The organism is Lysobacter sp. CCNWLW3 (assembly GCF_036697405.1).
In the GTDB taxonomy this organism is placed as follows: Bacteria; Pseudomonadota; Gammaproteobacteria; order Xanthomonadales; family Xanthomonadaceae; genus Lysobacter.
The window spans coordinates 159,479-175,453 of sequence record NZ_JBAHWA010000005.1; the positions used below are offsets into that span (position 1 = coordinate 159,479).

A 15,975-nucleotide genomic window follows, 5' to 3' on the forward strand; every position below is an offset into this window, starting at 1 on the left:
CGGCAAAGGATGCAGACATGGCCGTCGCACGTTGCTCGATCGTTCTCTCGCTGATGCTCCTGGCCGCCGGCGCGCAAGCTGCGCCACCGGCCGACAATCGCCCGCCAATCACCGCCGAGGACGGCCCCGACGTCCTGGAAGCCGCCGCGCAGATCGACGACGTCAAATGCACTGACGACGCAGGCCTGGCCCGCATCAAGGGCGTGCTGGACGCGGCCATCGCGCAGGCCAACCCCAAGGTCAACGTGCGCGCCTACATCGAACGCGCGCGCTACGCCTTCATCGCCGGCAGCGCCTGCACCAGCCGCGCCAGCGACGGCGCGCTCACCGCGGCCCGGCTGGATCTGAAAATGGCCCTGCTGGCCGCCCCGGATTCCACCGCCGCCCTCATCCAACTCGCGCGCGTGGACACCCAACAGGGCCGCTACGCCGATGCCCTGGCCAACCTGGACCAAGCCGAAGCCCTGGGCCCACGCGACGCGCAGCTGCACGTGCACCGCGCGCTGGCCTACATCGCGCAGAAGAACTGGCGCGCCGCCGCCGAGGCCATCGCCAACGTGCCCGCCTGCCGCGTGGGCGACACCGCACCGGCCACCTGCGGCGGCCGCCTGGGCGCGCAAACCAAGATCGACCTGTACACCGCCATGGCCGACCGCGACGCCACCCTGCGCGCCCACCGCGAAGCCACCCGCGCCTTCCCCGATTCCGCCTTCATGCACGGCAACTTCGCCGCCTACCTGCTGCTCACCCAGGGCGACGTGGACGGCGCCCTGTACGAAGCCGATCAATCCCTCGCCATCCGCTCGTACCCAGGGGTGATGCGAACCCAAGCGCTCGCCCGCTACGTGCGCTGGGAACAACGGCGCAACGGCAACCCCGCCGAAGCCGCCCGCCTGCGCCAACAAGCCGAAGCCGTGGTGCCGGTCAATGCCGTGCTGCCCCTGATCGCCTGCGGCATCGGCGACAACCCCGCCACCCAAGACCTGGCCACGGCGCTCACCCTGGAAGGCGCCTCCATCGATGCGCGGCCAGTCGGCGAACGTACCGCTCTAATGGCTGCCGCTGCCTGCGGCCATCCCGCCGATATCGTCTGGCTGCTCGAACAACGCGCGTCGCCTACGCTCACTAGCAGCGACGGCCATACCGCGCTGGCCCTGGCCGCCTACGCCGGCCGTCTGGATAACGTCGAAGTCCTGCTGCCGTCGTCTGACGTGAACGCGCCCGACAGCGAAGGCGACACGCCTCTGCTACTGGCCGCCTACGAAAACCACACCGACGTCGCCCTGCGCTTGATCCAAGCTAAGGCCGATATCAATCACGCCAATGCCAACGGTGACACCGCGCTGATCCGCGCCGCGCAAAGAGGCAACGAGGCATTGGTGCGAGTCTTGCTGGAAGCCGGCGCAGATACAAGGGCGCCCAGCGAGGATGAGCCGAAGGATGCGGCGAAGTGAGCAGAGGAAAGTGGCCGGAGTGAGTTAGCGGAGATAATCTGGAGCACCAAGGTCCAGGGCTCCGAGCAGGCCGATCATCCGGGCCGTGCAGCATCGAGCCACTGAAGGGCCGCGAGGCCCTGAGACCGCTGCGGATCGCGAATGTAGGATTAGTTACGCGTTTTCAACTGGTGACTCGCCAGGCAGCAACACATGTGTTACCCGGCCACGTTCATGTATCTAGAGTTGCTCGACTAGTTAGTCAAAAAGTGACGTCTGGGCGGGTGAATCGTCCTCAAGAATCTGAACCTGCTCAATCATCAGTGTTGGGCGTCGATCAAGTTGGACGTGCGAGGCCGTATGTCTGTTAACGGCTGCGTGTACTCTGCAATGAAGAAAAATAGCTTGTTTGAAGCGTCGTATGTTTCCCATGTTTGGCATGCAGTTTAAGATGTGATCTTTGTACTGAAAGCCGAGAGTGTTGGTCTCCTGGTTTCCTCTCGTAATAAGGCCTTCGAGCACTACGTCTTCTCCATGCTCTAGCTCGGGGAAAAGAAAGTCATCGTCATCTACTTTTGGAGCTTCGAGCAAGGGGTCAACGTCTGATTTCTCGACACTAACGGTGCGATAGCCTCCATTTTCTACTCTTACGCCAATCGTCATGCTTCTACCGGTTTCTAGTGGAGTCGCTATTTTCTTCAATGCGGACTTGGGCATCTCGAGGAACCAGCGCACATACTCGGTCGGAATGTAGAGAATATCTCCGCTGTCGTTGTAGATGCCGACAAGTGTGGAATTGTCCTTCCAGGCGACCTTTTCCAGATTCCAGTCCTGGGTTCTTTGCGTATGCTTGATCAACTCGATCAGGCGCTCCAGGGCGTCCACTGATTTCTTTGCTATATCCTTGAAACCTATCTCGGCGAAATCACGATCCGCCATTTTCTCGCCGGCTTTTTTTGCATAGGCGCTTGCGAATATTGCCGCAGGCGCAGCGATAACGCCCAGGACCCATGCTATCCATGACCCTTCCCCGGTCTTGACAGGGATTTGGTAGTCCAAGCCGACTAACTCTTTGGCCTGCCTTCGGTTGAAGTAGCGAATAGCTTCGTCGATTCCCAATAACGCAGTTCCGCCAGCATTGGCATCGATTACGCCGCTTGGCGCGCCTTTCCACGAGTAGCTAATGTAACCGACGGCATCTTCTTCTCGGACTGTACTATCCGTTGCTTCAGCCATGGCCTTTCCTTGACGATGTCGAGTTTAGTATGCTGCGGGCTTCCTGCGGTCTCAGTATTCATCTCTGGAAAGAAGTTTTACCACGCCCTCTTCAGAGACTGCTTTGCGGAGCGCAAGATAGATCACCACAAAGCTTGGTATTGCATAAAGACGTCGTTTACCTACCTTCTCAGCGCGAAGTGCTGCTGCAAATTCTTTGCGCGAGACATTGAATGGGAACATGTAAGAGCGGTTGTATCCCCATTTTTTGAGAAGGCGTTCTCGCATCCTAAGACCTTTCCAAACTTGATTGACGAGCCAGCCATCCAGTTCTTGCATTTGTAACTTGTCGGACAGTAAAGGGTAAAAGCTCATAACCCCTTTATAAAATATTCTCCCGCTACTGCCTGATAGATAGCGGCGAATGTACTCGTCATTAAGATTTCCATAGAGATATCTCCTGACAGACCCTAGAGCGGCCATGAGATCCCTGTCTCGGCCCGCGGAAGGAATTGTTACCGCTTGCAGCTTTGGGCCGCGCAATGGTTGGATCAAATGTTGATAGAGAATGTAGTTAATTTGTCTTTTGATCTTTAGGGTGGATCGTTCCTTGATGCCAATTTTATTTGCCGATAGCGAGTAGCCGAGAAATTCAATGTGGTCGGTCCGCTCTGCAAACTCCGCAGGCATTTCCTTCGCGCAAAGCAAGCGTATGCCCTTTGATTTCTCAATGTTAATCTTTACTTCTGTTTCTCGAGAGAAGTTTGCGATTATGTCAACTGATTGGGCTATTCTCGAGTAGTCGGGTGACCAGATAACGGTGTCATCAGCATAACGTGCGAATTTTAGCCCTGCGAGTTCAAGATTCTTATCAAGCTTCCAGCAGACGAGGTTCGCTAGAAAGAGAGATATTGACGTCCCTTGAGGTACTCCCTTCGCCTGGCTCGACAGAAATGCCTCTATAACGTGCTTTTCCCTCGAACTGACTGAGAAACCATTTTGATGAAGCTGGGCGAACAAATAGTCGTGGGATATCGAGTCGAAGAACTTAGAGAAGTCAAATTCCGCGATAAAAACCCTTGATGAGTTCGCTAGATCAATAGAAATGTCTTGTATGGCGAAGTGGGCGTTTCTATCGTCTCTGTATGCGTAAGAAGAACTGCTGAATCTATGCCTGTTCTTCCGAAGAAGTTTTTGAAAGAAGAGGGCAGATATTGCGGCGTCGGGAATCTGGTATACCGAGATGCTTCTTGTGCCGCCCTGAGGTTTCGGAATTTCCCGTTTTGCAGGTTCGTGTGGAGCATACTTATGCTCCATTATTTTGTTTGAGATTGATCTCGCTATGGCGGCTCGATGCTTATGCACATAGAACGGGTTGAATTTTGAATCAATCTTCCAGTAATCGGGAGCCTTTAAGGCCTTGGGCGGCGTTGTTTTTAGTATTTTTCTCCGGCGTTGGTGTTCAAGTTCGACGCCGTTATGGTAGGCGTGATAGCGAAGACTAAGCTTGTTAGCCTCTTTTTCTATCGCATCCAAGACTTCATCGGAGAACTTCACTTGTCCGCCCCCTGAAAAATAAAAACCCGGCGATGTTATCGCCGGGTCACGGGCACAACCACGTAAAAGTAAGTCGTCACATTCATTCCCGAGATGACTTTTTCCCGAGTATGCGCATCGTCTTAGCAAGCCGCTAAGCGCGATGGGCGCCCGCCTTCCTCCTTGAGGAATAAGTGCATATATACAAGACAAGCATGTAGCGTCAATAGAGGAGCCACTGGTTGGGCAGCTCATGAGCGGGGGTATAGACATAAAATTACGTTTAACGTAATTTACGCTCCTGAGGTTTGAAGCCATCCTTTGCGTATGGCCCAGACCGACGTAGATGCCCGCTCCATCTTTGCGCAGCGGCTGAAAGCAGCCAGGGAAGATGCCGGGCTCACTCAGAAGGAGCTGGGCATGGCTATTGGCTTGCCGGCCGAAACGGCCGCCGTTCGCATCAACCGCTACGAAAAGGCTGTCCACGACGCCGATCTGGCTACGGCTCAGCGCATCGCCGACGCGATGGGGATGCCGCTGGCCTACTTCTACGCCGAGACGCAGGTGATGGCCGAAGCCATCGTGACGTTCTGGCTGCTCAACCAGGTCGACCAGCGCAAGGTGCTCGCGGACCTCAAGAAACGGGTGTTCACTGATCCGAAGAAGCCCGCCAAGGGCTGAGTAGGCGCCTGCTGTGCTCGGCGTGGGCGTGGGTGGGGCAGCATGGGCCGGATTGCGTGGAGGTTGTCCCTTTGCGGTGCCAGTGCGAGCCGTGTCGGGATCCTCCCGCCAGCCCGGCTACAAGCGGCGCGCCGCAGGCCTGACACGAAAGCACCGAAGAAAGGCAGGACGGGTGCAAGTGCCGATATCCTGTCGCCTTCCGGTTCGATCTGCGCAGGTGAGGAATGAAGCTTGGAGGTTACAGCGTCGAAGACCGAGACGCGGACGAGGTGCGATTCATCGAGCTGGCGGAGATCAGTTTGTCGGCCAGCCCGGCCGAGCTTCGGCGTATCGCGGCGTTCTTGACCGATGCGGCCGACAACATGGAGCGCATGGGCGCCACCTATGACCATGAGCATCTGTCGGATCGCCAGCCGGGATTCGACGACTCGCCGCATTTCGTGGTGCTTACAACAAGATAGAACGCCAGCTAGCCGACCCCTTCGCTGGCCTGTCTTTGAGTGCAAAAAGGGTCTATGCAAAAAGAGGTCAGGTTCATTTACGCCTTTTGACCACGATCAGCTCATTGGCCGGCCTGCTTCGTTCGCGCTCGCTCGCCATCTGCCTGAAGCAAGCCGTTGACCTGTTCGAACAGGGCATAGACGTACGAGCGATCGGTCTCGACACCGCGCCACAGGAACCAACCCTGGGCCAACAGATGCGTGCCGGTGTTGCGACGATTGACCATTACCAGGCGGGTTTCCGGATCGATGATGATGTACTGCCCGCCGTGGCCGTCGGCGCAGACCAGGCGCCGCCCGTTCTGGTGACGCACCCACCACAGGTAGCCGTATCCGTCGAAGAACCCTCCGCCAAAGGCGTCTTTCGGGTCGGTTGCGGTCGATGAATGCGCGGCCGTCATGGCGCGGATCCACTCCGCCGATACCAGCCGCTGGCCGCGATAGTGGCCTTCGTCGGCCACGAGGACTGCGAAGCGCATCAGGTCGTCGGCGCTCATGTAGATGACGTATTGGCGGACGCTCGATCCATCGATGCTGTCCCAATCGACATCCGCGGGCGTGAAGTGCTGCATTCCGAGCGGCTTGGCCAGCCATGTGGCGATCACCTCGCCCAGCCCCATGCCCGTCTCGCGCTCGAGGATTTCGCCGAGCGCATTGAATCCCCAGTTGTTGTAGAAGAAGGTTTCGCCCGGTCGGGACGCGTGGCGGTCCGGGCGTTGCCAGTTCTGGCCGGACGCATCGATATAAATGCCCGATCGCGACATCAGCAGGTCGCGGATCGTTGCCTGCTTCTCGACGGGGGTCAGGGGCGTTTCCCGGTCGTCATAGCCGAGCTCTTGGAGGCTGTCGTCGAGCTCCAGGAGGCCCTTGTCGATGGCCATGCCGTAGAGCACCGCAATGATGCTCTTGCGGACCGAATGGGTATTGATCTTCGCGACGGTCTGGCCTTGCCGAAGGACCAGCTGATTTCCCTTGGCGATAATCAATGCATCGGAGCGATGCTCCGGGGCGTCTTTCGCCAATTGGGCGATCGCAGGCGCGTTCCAGTGCGGGGATCTCGGGAAATCGGCAAGGCCGGGCGAGCGCGTGTTCAAGGCGCAGCCGGACACGAGAGACAGCAGCGCCGCACAGAGGGCGGCGGCGAGGCGCGAGCCGGAACGGCTGGGTGTCATGGGGTGGCTCTTCCTGGGGAAACGAGCGCTCAGGCTCCCCCAGCCACGGCCGGCATGCCTCCCGCCGGCGAAATGGATGCTCTCAGAAAAAGATGGGAGGCCGTCTCCGGCTAGGCCCGCTGGCGGAAATCGGTGGGCGACAGGCCCGTCGCGGCCTTGAATACGCGGTAGAAGCTGGATTCGGAGTTGAAACCGCTTTCGAGTGAGATCGCCAATACCGACACGCCGCGGTAGTCGGGATCGCGCAGCTTCCGCTTGACGGCCTCGAGGCGGAACTCATTGACGTAAGCACGGAAGTGCTTGCCCGAGCCTTCCTTGATCGCCCGGGAGGTTTCGGCCGCGGTCAAACCCAGGCGTTGCGCGACGTCGTTCAGATTCAGATCGGGGTCGACAAACAATGCCGAGGTCTGCATCAGCGCTTGCAGCTTCTGGAAAGCATCATCGCTGCGCGGGTCCGGCCGGGCAGGCCGGGCGGGCTCGGTCGTCGCGTCCGGAAACTGCGGCAGATCCTTCAGCCGGAAGCCGATGATTCCGGCCGTGTACACCAGCACGACGTAAAAGGCTTGGGCCGCGTGGCTGAAAACACCGCTGTCGCCGAGCCCAAGAAGGTGCACTGCCGAAAAGCTGATCAGGTTGATGGTGGCCGTGACCAGCGCCAGGACCATGACGGTCTTCAGCAAGCGCAGCAGATCCGCGAACCGATCCGGCAACCAGTTCTCGATGCGGGCGTAGTGGCGACGGACCCGCGACCAGAGGAGCACCGCCAGCACGGTGTTGATCGCGATCGTCAGGTAATCCTCGATCCGCTTGAGCTGCCGGTAGTGCCACTGTGCGGCGACCGCATCCATCTGCGGGACGCTCGATTCGCCGATAGCCGCAGCGTAGACGAGTACGGAATAGCCGATGAAGATCGCCCACGGCAGCAACCATACGAACGCGCGACGGATCGATGCGGCCGGGGCCGCCGTGAGACTCAGCGCATACAGGTAGAACAGCGGAAAGATCGCCAAATCGAAGCTGAGTGGCAGCCGCCGCAGCCACCCATGCGCTTCGAGCCCGGCCGCGTGCGTCCAAAGTCGCAGCAGGGTCAGCGACAGCGCCAGTACACCCAACGCCAGCCAGTGCGAGCCATTCTTGCGCCCGGCATAGAACAGCAACCCCGCGCCGGTGATAGCGCCCTGTATGACTCCGAGCAACAACACGGTTTCCATCGAGGGCCGGCGTCCTGTGTGGGTGGCGAGCGCCGCCGATGCGACAGACGCAGCGGCATGGCGTGCTCGACGGCAGCAGGGGTCCGATTCTAGCGCCGGCGGCGAGGGCGCCGAACAGGCTGTCGGTCAACAAAGGGGGGCGGGGCAACTAATATTGCAGAGGGGTCTGCATTAGACGACACGTGGTCCAGCGATGCCGGCCACCATTTCGCGGTACGCGACCCGGGGCGCGTCGCAGCTGACCGAGCCGCCCGGCGGGCTGGGGCATCGGCAGTGAGGCTTCATGGCGCTCCCTCTACGGTAACGACACGGCCGGGGGCTAGGGAAAATACCCGACCAACAGGCGGAACCGCTCGCGGACCCTGCATCCCTCCGCCTTACTCGTGGGCCAGCGGCCAAGCTAGGGCGTATCCGCCGCGCCGGCCGACCATTGCTCGAACGCGACGATCTCCACGCCCAGCCCCTTCAGTGCAGCCGTGGCGCCCGCGCCCCCCGAACCGCCGACCAGCTTGTCGCCCCGGTAGTCCAGCGCTCTGACCGCGTAGATCGGGTGGGCCTCTTCCCTTCGGTAGCTGCTGTGCTCCATCAGCACGCTGCAGTCTCCGGTGGCAGCCACGAACCGGCGCGTCATGTCGCCGGTGATGAGCGAGTGCACTTGAACGTCCGGCCGCCCGCTTTTCAAGGTCTCCGTCCAGGTGTCGGGCCGGCCGGAGGCGTTGCAGCCCACGCGCTGCAGCTGGCAGATCTTGGTGTCTTCCAGCACGTGGCGCTGGCCCTGGCTCAGGTAGGTCACCCGGAACGGAAACTCGCCGCGCTTGCGTTCGGGGGCGGGGCGGTCGTTCTCGGCCGCGCATTGCAGCTTCGCGTCCAGCGCCAACGCGCCGGCGCAACCCGACAGGGCGATGCAGGCCAGAACCGCAGAGATGATCGTCTTCATAAGCACTACGCCTGGTGAGTGGTGCCCGCCGCTTACGGGGAGATGGCGCGAAGGATCTGGCTGCACCCCGCGGCGCGTTGCGTCGCCTCGGCGTGGAGCGCATCGAACTCGGCATTGGCGTCGGTGGCCGCCGGGCTGATGTTGCACAGGCTCAGTAGCGCTAGAGCGAGCAAGGCGGGGCGGCGCTTCATGGGAATGGAGGGCTGGGCGGAGGGCCCGCTCATCCTACTGGACGAGCGCGCGCGCCAGAGCACGCTATGCGCGGGGGATTCGGAGCCAGGCGACCGGGCTGGCAGGGCAAACGCCGGCGCAGGGGCGCCATAGGAAGGCGCCGCCCAGCGGGCGCGTGAAGTGTCCGCCGGGCGGCCGCCAAGGGCCACGGCCCTATTTCACTCGCAGGGCACCTGCACGCAGATCATGCGGCCATTCTCGGACACGCACAGCCAGCAGGTGGGCTCGGCATTGAGCGCAGACGCACTAACGCTGAGCAGGGCGAACACACTCACAATCAACAAACGCTTGATACGCATCACACTCCTCCTTAAGTGACGAAACGCGCCCCGCTTTTAGGCCCGCGCCCAAACCCTGTCAAGGTGGCGCGCAGCACGCGCCCTTGAGCGGCGCTGGCGGCGGTCGCGCGCCCACGGCGCGGCGGCGCGCCGTGCTGCCCTGCAGCGAACTGCGCTCCGGCCGACGGCGAGGCCACCAGGAACAGGCCGATGACGGTGCCTAGCGCGGCGAGCTCGCCTTGCCGCTGCACCAGCAGGACGCCGGGCGACGATGCCGCCCATGCTGTGGCACACCAACACGACGATGCGCGATTGCAGGATGCCGTGGCGCTTGAGCTCGTCCCACAGCGCGTCGGCGGCGTCGGTCACGCGGAAGCGGCCGCCGAAGGCGCGGCTGTGATAGCTGAAGACGTAGACGCCGGCGTCGGTCAGCTCGTCGACGGCCAGGCGCGGCCAATAGGCGCCGGTCTTCTTGTTCTTCCAGCCGCTGGCGCCGTCCGACATGATGCCGTGCACGAACACGACGGTAGGCGCCTCGGCATCCGCCTTCGGCTTGATCCACTGGCTGTCCACCGATCGCCCCTCCGTGGCCCCCTGGTCGGGAGTGATACGCCTTTCTCTGCCGCCCGTCGACTAGGGGCGGCGGCAGGCGGTTGCCTCGGGATGACGTAGCACGCCCAAGAACGGGCAAGTCCATCTGTGCGCCCGTGGGCCCGGCGCGATCATGGTGGTCTACGGCCACGCCGGCCAGCAGGGCTAATCAAGCAGCTAATGCTGCATTCGTGGTCCATCTTGCGCGGGCCCGTCCATACCCTGAGCTTGCTTAGCCGCTTCTTGCACTTGCTGTTCGACCGACTGAGCCTCGCGCATAGCCTGCGCCTGCCCGTAACGCTCTGTCGCGGGCAACGACAGCGCTAGCGACACGGGCATGTGGGCATAGTTGGCCACGGGATCGGGGGAGGCGCCGCGGCCTTCTCGATAGACGAACAGAAGTTCGCCCGCTGCGTTCTGCTCGGTGCGGCGGCTCAGCGCGACCTTCACATCATCGCCAGGGCCAAATTTGCTGGCCACCGCCATGGACAGCGCGCTTGCGCTAAGGCGTTCGCTTTGCTCATCCCAGGACTTCCCCATGCCTTGCTCAAGCCCGCGCACGCCGTCCCGAATTCTCTCCAGCAGCTTGTGATCTGGGTGGTTTGAATCGTCAGGGCCAGGTGTGGGGCCGGGTGACTCGACAGCCGGCCTCGCCTTATCGGGCTGCGGCCGGCTGGTGTCGATGAAGTCCGGAGGCAACGTGACCTGGGCACCGAGCTCCTGGACATTGATTCTGATCTCGGGAAACGGCCGACCAGGATTGGCGGCCTGCGCTGTGGCTTCTTGGCGATAGATTTCGCCGAATGCCCAGTCGATGTTTCGCGCTGGATAGCCTGGGTTGCTGTCGTAAAATTGCTTCGCCATTGCCTCCAGACTCTTGCCCTCGTCGAGCTGAAGATCGGGTTTGATGTGCAGGCCAGGTATGAGAGCGTAGGTGTACGGCTCCTCGGTTCCATGCCTGTCAATGTAGTTGGACAGACCGCCATCGGCTTGATACAAGCTGCCTAAATTCGCATTGGCATCCTGCCGCCTAACGTGCGCGGCCACCGCATTGAATCCCGCGATTTCCGCCCTGGCCTCTCGCTCTCGCAGGCCATTGTTGTAGTCCTTGACCACTGCGGTGTAGTCATGCGGCGAGGGCGTGTTGGCGATCGCAGCGACGCGTTCCTTGAACTGCTCCCCTAAGCGCCGAACGGCGTCCGCAGAAAGGGCATGGTCGATCTCGTGAGCGCTGACAAAACGTACTTCGTTAGTACTAGGCCCGCGCTCGTCGGCCGGCGCCTTGGGACCCGCCTCATTGAGCAGCCCGATTGACAGGCGCAGAGTGCCGTCGTTGTGGTCGTAGCTGCCGCTGAACCTCGGGTCTGATTCCGCGTCGAACTTCAGCAAATCGCCGCTCTCGATTGTGCGCAGAATGCTTGCCCTCAGGTCCGGCGAGTCCGCAAGCACTTCGCTGAAGACCTTGCCTGGGTCTTCATCGTCGGCCCGCATGCGCTGTTCGAAATCGAGCAGCATGGCGTCGAGCTTCTGACGTGCGGCGCGGTCTTCCTGAACAGGGCTCATCCTGCTATTCCTTACTAAGCCGATGCCGAAACGATCACCTTAGACACACAAAGCTGGTCGTCGTATCGCTTGGTTTTGCCACGCAAGTGAACTTTTACGGCCACCTTGTCGTTAGAGAACGACCAGTACTCCAGACTTTGAGAGTCAACAAGTCGAACCGACTTGAATCCTGCTGCCGTAAGAGGTTGCTTATAGTGGTCCAAGCCAATGCAGACCTCGGTCCTGTCAGCATCCTTGTTACCAGGAACCCACATTTCAAAGCCGATGGAATGGGGGGGCGGGCCGGGACGAGTCGATAGCGATTCCACCACGTAGACCCACGGCGCGACCAACTTGCCAGAGGCACTGAAGTGATGCGGATTATCTGGATCGAACCAGAATTTTAGACCGGTGCGAGTTGCGATGCTCTGCGCGGTTAAGTCGTTAACGTTGCGAACGCTCAGTATCCAGGTAAGCACCCGCGCATTGAGTTGGTATACGTCTTGCGTGTTGACGGCTGCGGTGGATGTGGGTTCAGTCATGGCGATCTTTTCCTGGACCGATGAGGGGCCGGCGGGCGTAGTGGCGCACGCACAGGCAGCGAGTACGCAGACCACGGGGGCCAGTCTGGTCGCTAGAAGGTCAAAGTTGAGCGCGGGCATGTGCCTTCTCCATGGAGGCTCTCGCGGCGGCATCCGAACTGCCACCGTGCATACGGTTTGCGATTAAGTGTCGGGCCTTAAATCTCGTCTGGGTTCAGATCGTCGGTTTTGGTCCGTTGCTCGAATTCGGCCAGCATCGCGTCGAGATTTTGCCTGGCCTCTATCTCTTCTTGAAGTGTCGCCATGCCCGGTCATCCTTGAGGGGCAGCAGCCGTGACGAATACCCTGGAAACACAGAGTTGTTCGTCGAGAGCTGCCGTCTTTCCATGAAGCTCAATGCGCACATAGACCTTTTCAGTTCTGAAGAGCCTGTATTCCGTGCCCCCCCGCCGCGGACGTTCAGACGCTTTGAATCCAGCGGCGATGAGGGCGGATTGATAATGCTCTAGGCCAACGCATACGGGAGTCATATCGGCGTAGCTGTCGCCGGCCCGTCCCATGCTCAACAGGACGGCGTGAGGGCTCGGCCCGGAGACGGTCTTTACCGAAGACAACGAGAAGCGCCAGGCTTCAGGCAGTGCGCCGACCGCACGGAATCTGCCGGGGTCTTCAGGGTCAGTTCTTAGATCTAGACCCGTATGCTTTTCGATGCTCTGCGTCGATAAGTCCCGAGCGTCGTTCACGGTCAGAATCCAAGCTAGAACCCTGTCGTTGAGTTGCTGCGCGTTGAATGAGTCATTAGCGGTGGCTGGGGTCGATTCCGTCATGGCGGGCTTCTCCTGAGCCGTTGAAGGACCTGCGGCCGTAGTGGCGCACGCACAGGCAGCGAGTACGCAGACCACGGGGGGCAGTCTGGTCGCTAGAAGGTCAAAGTTGAGCGCGGGCATGTGCCTTCTCCATGGGGGTTCTCGCGGCGGCATCCGAACTGCCACCCTGCGTACGGTTTGCGATTACGTGTGGGTCCTACTGCAAGCGTGAATGATGACCGCGCGTACGCCGACTTGAGCGCTCTCGGCTTCATCCTGTAAGAGCTTTTGCCGGTGGTCAAGAATCGTAGACGCCGAGGACGCCAGGAAGTGCGGAGGACTGGCCAGGAGGCGCGCTGGAGTGCATGGAATCGGTGCGCTTTTGCGGTACTGATAGGGTGCTGTTTTGCCTATGCCCATGGCACCATTCCCTATATGAGCGATTCCGAGGCCTTAAAGCGGGACATCCGCAAGCGACTGTTTCTGTCGGTGGCGCATCGTGCGGACCCGTCCAGCCACCATGGCTTTCGCTGGTGCCAGTGTTGCCGTGGGCGCGGCGAGGTTTGCAGGGAGTACTCGGACGATTCAAGTCGCTGGGCTGTCTTCGAGTTCTGTTCTGCGTGTGGAGGGGAGGGGCGGTCGAGGTGGAGCAGACGGAGTAGCGGCAGTCTATTTGTGCGCCCAATGCCCGGCGCGGCTGCGATCGCCTAGGCCACGGCGGCCCAGGGCTTGGAAATGGGGTGCCCCTTGTATTTCCCCTTCGCCCCGACACACCATGCGTCAGGACGACACACATCGGCTCGGGTGCCCGACTGCTCGGGCCTCGCCCCGTTCCGCGACCTGTAATGCATAAGGACATCGCATGAAAGTTAGGCTCGTGCTCTGCGCGTTCGTACTCGGCGCGCTGCTCCCCATCGCCTCCAGCCACTCGCAACCCACGCCGATCGTGTCCGGTTGGTCAGTGGCCGGGTGGAACTTCCAGACCATCAGCACGGTCGCCACCGACGTCACCAACCACGGCCATAACGCCACCGCCGTCGGCGCCAACACCACGTCATGGGGCTGGGCCAACCGCGGCGCCAGCCTGAGCGGGGCCAAGTACTACACCGTGCCGTACTCGCCGGCGCTGAGTTTCGCCACCGGCGATTTCAGTTTCGCCGCCTACGTGCGCGTCGGCGACACCATCACCACCAGGACCATACTGGACAACCGCGGCAGCAACGGCGGCTACGTGTTCGCCATTTCCACCAGCCGGCGGGTGACGCTGCGGCTGACCGGCTCGCCCACCAAGCTGCCGTACTCGTCCTTGTCGACCATGCCCTTGGCGCCCAACCGCTGGCACCACGTCGCCGTGGCGGTGGCGCGCAGCACGGGTACGGTGCAGTTCTACATCGACGGCAACGAGGCCGGCAGCTGGCCGCTGCAGGCCGACATCTACAGCAACACCGACGCGCCGCTGTCGATCGGCCGCGCCTTCGACGGCACCGCCTACTTCAACGACCGCCTGGACGAGGTCCACCTGTACAACCGCGCGCTGTCGTTCGACGAGATCGCCACGGTGATGGCGCCGGGCTACTCGCTGTACGAGCCCAGCTCGTGGAACGGCGGCTCCATGACCATGAACAACTGCTACAACTACGCCAACAACAAGCGCACCAACACCTTCGCCCAACCCGGTCGCGCGTCGGGGCAGACCGCCATCGGCATGAGCTGCGCTGTTGTCCACGCTGCCGCCGTCCGCGACGGCTTGGAGCCCATCACCGATCCCTACGACCCCAGCTACAAGAGCGCCGTGGCCTTGGTGGTCGCGCCCGGGGAAGACTTCCACTGGTACCGCCGCGACGGCTTCGGCACGTGGAGCCACAAGCCCGGCCAGACCGCCGCGACCAACCTGGACAACTCCGGCGCGCAGATCTACGACCCCGAGTACGCCGACCGCGGCCCGTACACCGACTTCTGCGGCTACTTCCGTTTGTGGTCGGATAGCGTGCAGGCCGGCGGCCATGAGGAAATCCGATGAACACTTCATCTTCCAACCCGAGGTCCGCGATGAACGCCTGGAAGCTGTGCGCAATGCTGCTGCTGTCGCTGGCCGGCGGCTCGGCCTGGGCGCAAGCGCCCGAACCTGCCGCGCCCTCCGCGCTGCGCGTGACCTACCTGGTCTACTCCGGCCGGCCCAATCCCACCCTGACCATCACCGACGCCAAGACCATCCGCTCGCTGCAGTCGCAGCTGTCCAGCGCGTTAGTCACCGGCGCCGGCGTGCGCTCGACGGAGCTACCGTCGGTGTTGGGCTACAACGGCATTCGTGTGGAGGCCGTCGATCCTGCGGGATCAGGCATCGAATACACCGTGAAAGGCCGCTTCCTGCGTTCGCAGAACCGCCAAGCCGGCTCTGAATCCAAGGCCCCCGCCATCACGGCAAGCGCATCGACCAATGCGTCGCTGATCGAGATGCAGTTGCTGAAGTTGGCGGAGAACCAGGGGGTTCTGAGCGCCTCAGCACTTGCGGATGCGCGCAAGAGTGCGGGGAAGTAAGCCTCAGGAAAGCGAGACGAACCGGGCGGCCGAAAGGCCGCCTTTCTCTTTGTCGAGGCGTTTGGTTCTGAGGATCTGATGCGATGAGTCGCAACAATCAGTTGCGATCAATGTCGTGCAGTTCGTCTCGCCCATGGCACAAACCGTGCGCCGTTGACGGCAGGGTGTGGAGCGGACGTATCCTACGACCAGAATGCAGCAGGGAGAGCCACATGGTGCTCAAGATGGGCAAGGCCATCGCGATCGGGTTGGCGGGGGCGCTCTGTATGGCCTGTTCCGCCTCCCTGGCGCAAGGGGTGCGGGATTCGGCGCCTCGTCCAACCGCCACGACGGAAGAGGATTGCTTCGCACAAGGCGACGTGGGCAAGCGCGAGGCCTGCTTCGCGAGGAAGCCCGACATCGAGATCGAGGCATGCGAGCGTGCGCGGCCAAATGCATGCAAGCCCTACAAGGACATGCATGCACTGGAGATGCAGCGTGTCCAGCTCAGCCGGGACCTTCTGACCAAGGCCCGAAGCAGCTACGCCTCCTACACGGAAGACGACCCAGCCTATCTGGATGACTTGGCCAGCTATTTGAAGGACTCGGATGCCACCTGGGGCGCGTATCGCGATGCTGATTGCCTGCTGGAACCGTTCGCTCAGGGCATGTCGCGCCAGGAGGCGTCGGACCTGACTGAGGCCTGTCGCATCGAACGAACCCAAACCCGTATAGCCGAACTGAAAGCGCTGGCCGCCGCGCTGAAGTAACAGGAGCCCACCC

17 protein-coding genes are annotated in these 15,975 nt (G+C 61.4%); 6 read left to right on the forward strand and 11 right to left on the reverse strand.

Features of this window, described 5'->3' with window-relative positions:
- Window positions 1–17 precede the first annotated feature (17 nt).
- The gene (locus V1318_RS11005; protein ID WP_332939708.1) at window positions 18–1,454 is read left to right on the forward strand and encodes an ankyrin repeat domain-containing protein; all 1,437 of its coding nucleotides are present in this window, start codon (window positions 18–20) and stop codon (window positions 1,452–1,454) included.
- A gap of 237 nt (window positions 1,455–1,691) precedes the next feature.
- Here V1318_RS11005 and V1318_RS11010 read toward each other — a convergent pair whose 3' ends face one another.
- On the reverse strand, window positions 1,692–2,669 hold the full coding sequence (locus V1318_RS11010; RefSeq protein ID WP_332939709.1) for a hypothetical protein: 978 nt from the start codon (window positions 2,667–2,669) through the stop codon (window positions 1,692–1,694).
- A gap of 51 nt (window positions 2,670–2,720) precedes the next feature.
- On the reverse strand, window positions 2,721–4,205 hold the full coding sequence (locus V1318_RS11015) for a reverse transcriptase domain-containing protein (protein ID WP_332939710.1): 1,485 nt from the start codon (window positions 4,203–4,205) through the stop codon (window positions 2,721–2,723).
- A gap of 306 nt (window positions 4,206–4,511) precedes the next feature.
- Between V1318_RS11015 and V1318_RS11020 the strand changes: the two genes are divergently transcribed.
- Together V1318_RS11020 and V1318_RS11025 are read left to right on the forward strand one after the other, a co-directional pair.
- Entirely contained in the window at window positions 4,512–4,865 is a 354-nt protein-coding gene (locus tag V1318_RS11020) for a helix-turn-helix transcriptional regulator (RefSeq protein WP_332939711.1), read from the forward strand.
- Between the two features lie 224 nt (window positions 4,866–5,089).
- Window positions 5,090–5,326: a hypothetical protein gene (locus tag V1318_RS11025; RefSeq protein ID WP_332939712.1), complete on the forward strand. Its 237-nt coding sequence runs from the start codon at window positions 5,090–5,092 to the stop codon at window positions 5,324–5,326.
- A gap of 101 nt (window positions 5,327–5,427) precedes the next feature.
- Here the strand turns inward: V1318_RS11025 and V1318_RS11030 are convergent, their stop codons facing one another.
- The 9 genes from V1318_RS11030 to V1318_RS11070 form a co-directional block, all read right to left on the reverse strand.
- Window positions 5,428–6,537: a serine hydrolase gene (locus tag V1318_RS11030; RefSeq protein ID WP_332939713.1), complete on the reverse strand. Its 1,110-nt coding sequence runs from the start codon at window positions 6,535–6,537 to the stop codon at window positions 5,428–5,430.
- Window positions 6,538–6,647: 110 nt separating this feature from the next.
- The gene (locus tag V1318_RS11035; RefSeq protein WP_332939714.1) at window positions 6,648–7,748 is read right to left on the reverse strand and encodes a helix-turn-helix transcriptional regulator; all 1,101 of its coding nucleotides are present in this window, start codon (window positions 7,746–7,748) and stop codon (window positions 6,648–6,650) included.
- A 400-nt stretch (window positions 7,749–8,148) separates the two neighbouring features.
- Window positions 8,149–8,685 carry a hypothetical protein gene (locus V1318_RS11040; protein ID WP_332939715.1) on the reverse strand — a complete coding sequence of 179 codons (537 nt, stop codon included), beginning with the start codon at window positions 8,683–8,685 and terminating at the stop codon, window positions 8,149–8,151.
- Between the two features lie 32 nt (window positions 8,686–8,717).
- The gene (locus tag V1318_RS11045) at window positions 8,718–8,876 is read right to left on the reverse strand and encodes a hypothetical protein (protein ID WP_332939716.1); all 159 of its coding nucleotides are present in this window, start codon (window positions 8,874–8,876) and stop codon (window positions 8,718–8,720) included.
- A gap of 198 nt (window positions 8,877–9,074) precedes the next feature.
- Entirely contained in the window at window positions 9,075–9,215 is a 141-nt protein-coding gene (locus tag V1318_RS11050; RefSeq protein ID WP_332939717.1) for a hypothetical protein, read from the reverse strand.
- A gap of 36 nt (window positions 9,216–9,251) precedes the next feature.
- Complete coding sequence (locus V1318_RS11055) at window positions 9,252–9,767, reverse strand: alpha/beta fold hydrolase (protein ID WP_332939718.1); 516 nt, start codon at window positions 9,765–9,767, stop codon at window positions 9,252–9,254.
- A gap of 195 nt (window positions 9,768–9,962) precedes the next feature.
- Window positions 9,963–11,348, reverse strand: a complete 1,386-nt coding sequence (locus tag V1318_RS11060) for an XVIPCD domain-containing protein (RefSeq protein ID WP_332939719.1) — start codon at window positions 11,346–11,348, stop codon at window positions 9,963–9,965.
- Window positions 11,349–11,362: 14 nt separating this feature from the next.
- Window positions 11,363–11,989, reverse strand: a complete 627-nt coding sequence (locus V1318_RS11065; RefSeq protein WP_332939720.1) for a hypothetical protein — start codon at window positions 11,987–11,989, stop codon at window positions 11,363–11,365.
- A 191-nt stretch (window positions 11,990–12,180) separates the two neighbouring features.
- Window positions 12,181–12,696, reverse strand: a complete 516-nt coding sequence (locus tag V1318_RS11070) for a hypothetical protein (protein ID WP_332939721.1) — start codon at window positions 12,694–12,696, stop codon at window positions 12,181–12,183.
- 841 nt (window positions 12,697–13,537) lie between these two features.
- On the opposite strand from V1318_RS11070, the gene V1318_RS11075 reads away from it, so the two are divergent.
- The 3 genes from V1318_RS11075 (at window position 13,538) to V1318_RS11085 (ending at window position 15,962) form a co-directional block, all read left to right on the forward strand.
- Window positions 13,538–14,695, forward strand: coding sequence for a LamG domain-containing protein (locus V1318_RS11075; RefSeq protein WP_332939722.1), 1,158 nt, complete (start codon window positions 13,538–13,540; stop codon window positions 14,693–14,695).
- 29 nt (window positions 14,696–14,724) lie between these two features.
- Window positions 14,725–15,213, forward strand: a complete 489-nt coding sequence (locus tag V1318_RS11080) for a hypothetical protein (protein ID WP_332939723.1) — start codon at window positions 14,725–14,727, stop codon at window positions 15,211–15,213.
- A gap of 212 nt (window positions 15,214–15,425) precedes the next feature.
- Window positions 15,426–15,962 carry a lysozyme inhibitor LprI family protein gene (locus tag V1318_RS11085; protein ID WP_332939724.1) on the forward strand — a complete coding sequence of 179 codons (537 nt, stop codon included), beginning with the start codon at window positions 15,426–15,428 and terminating at the stop codon, window positions 15,960–15,962.
- Window positions 15,963–15,975 lie beyond the last annotated feature (13 nt).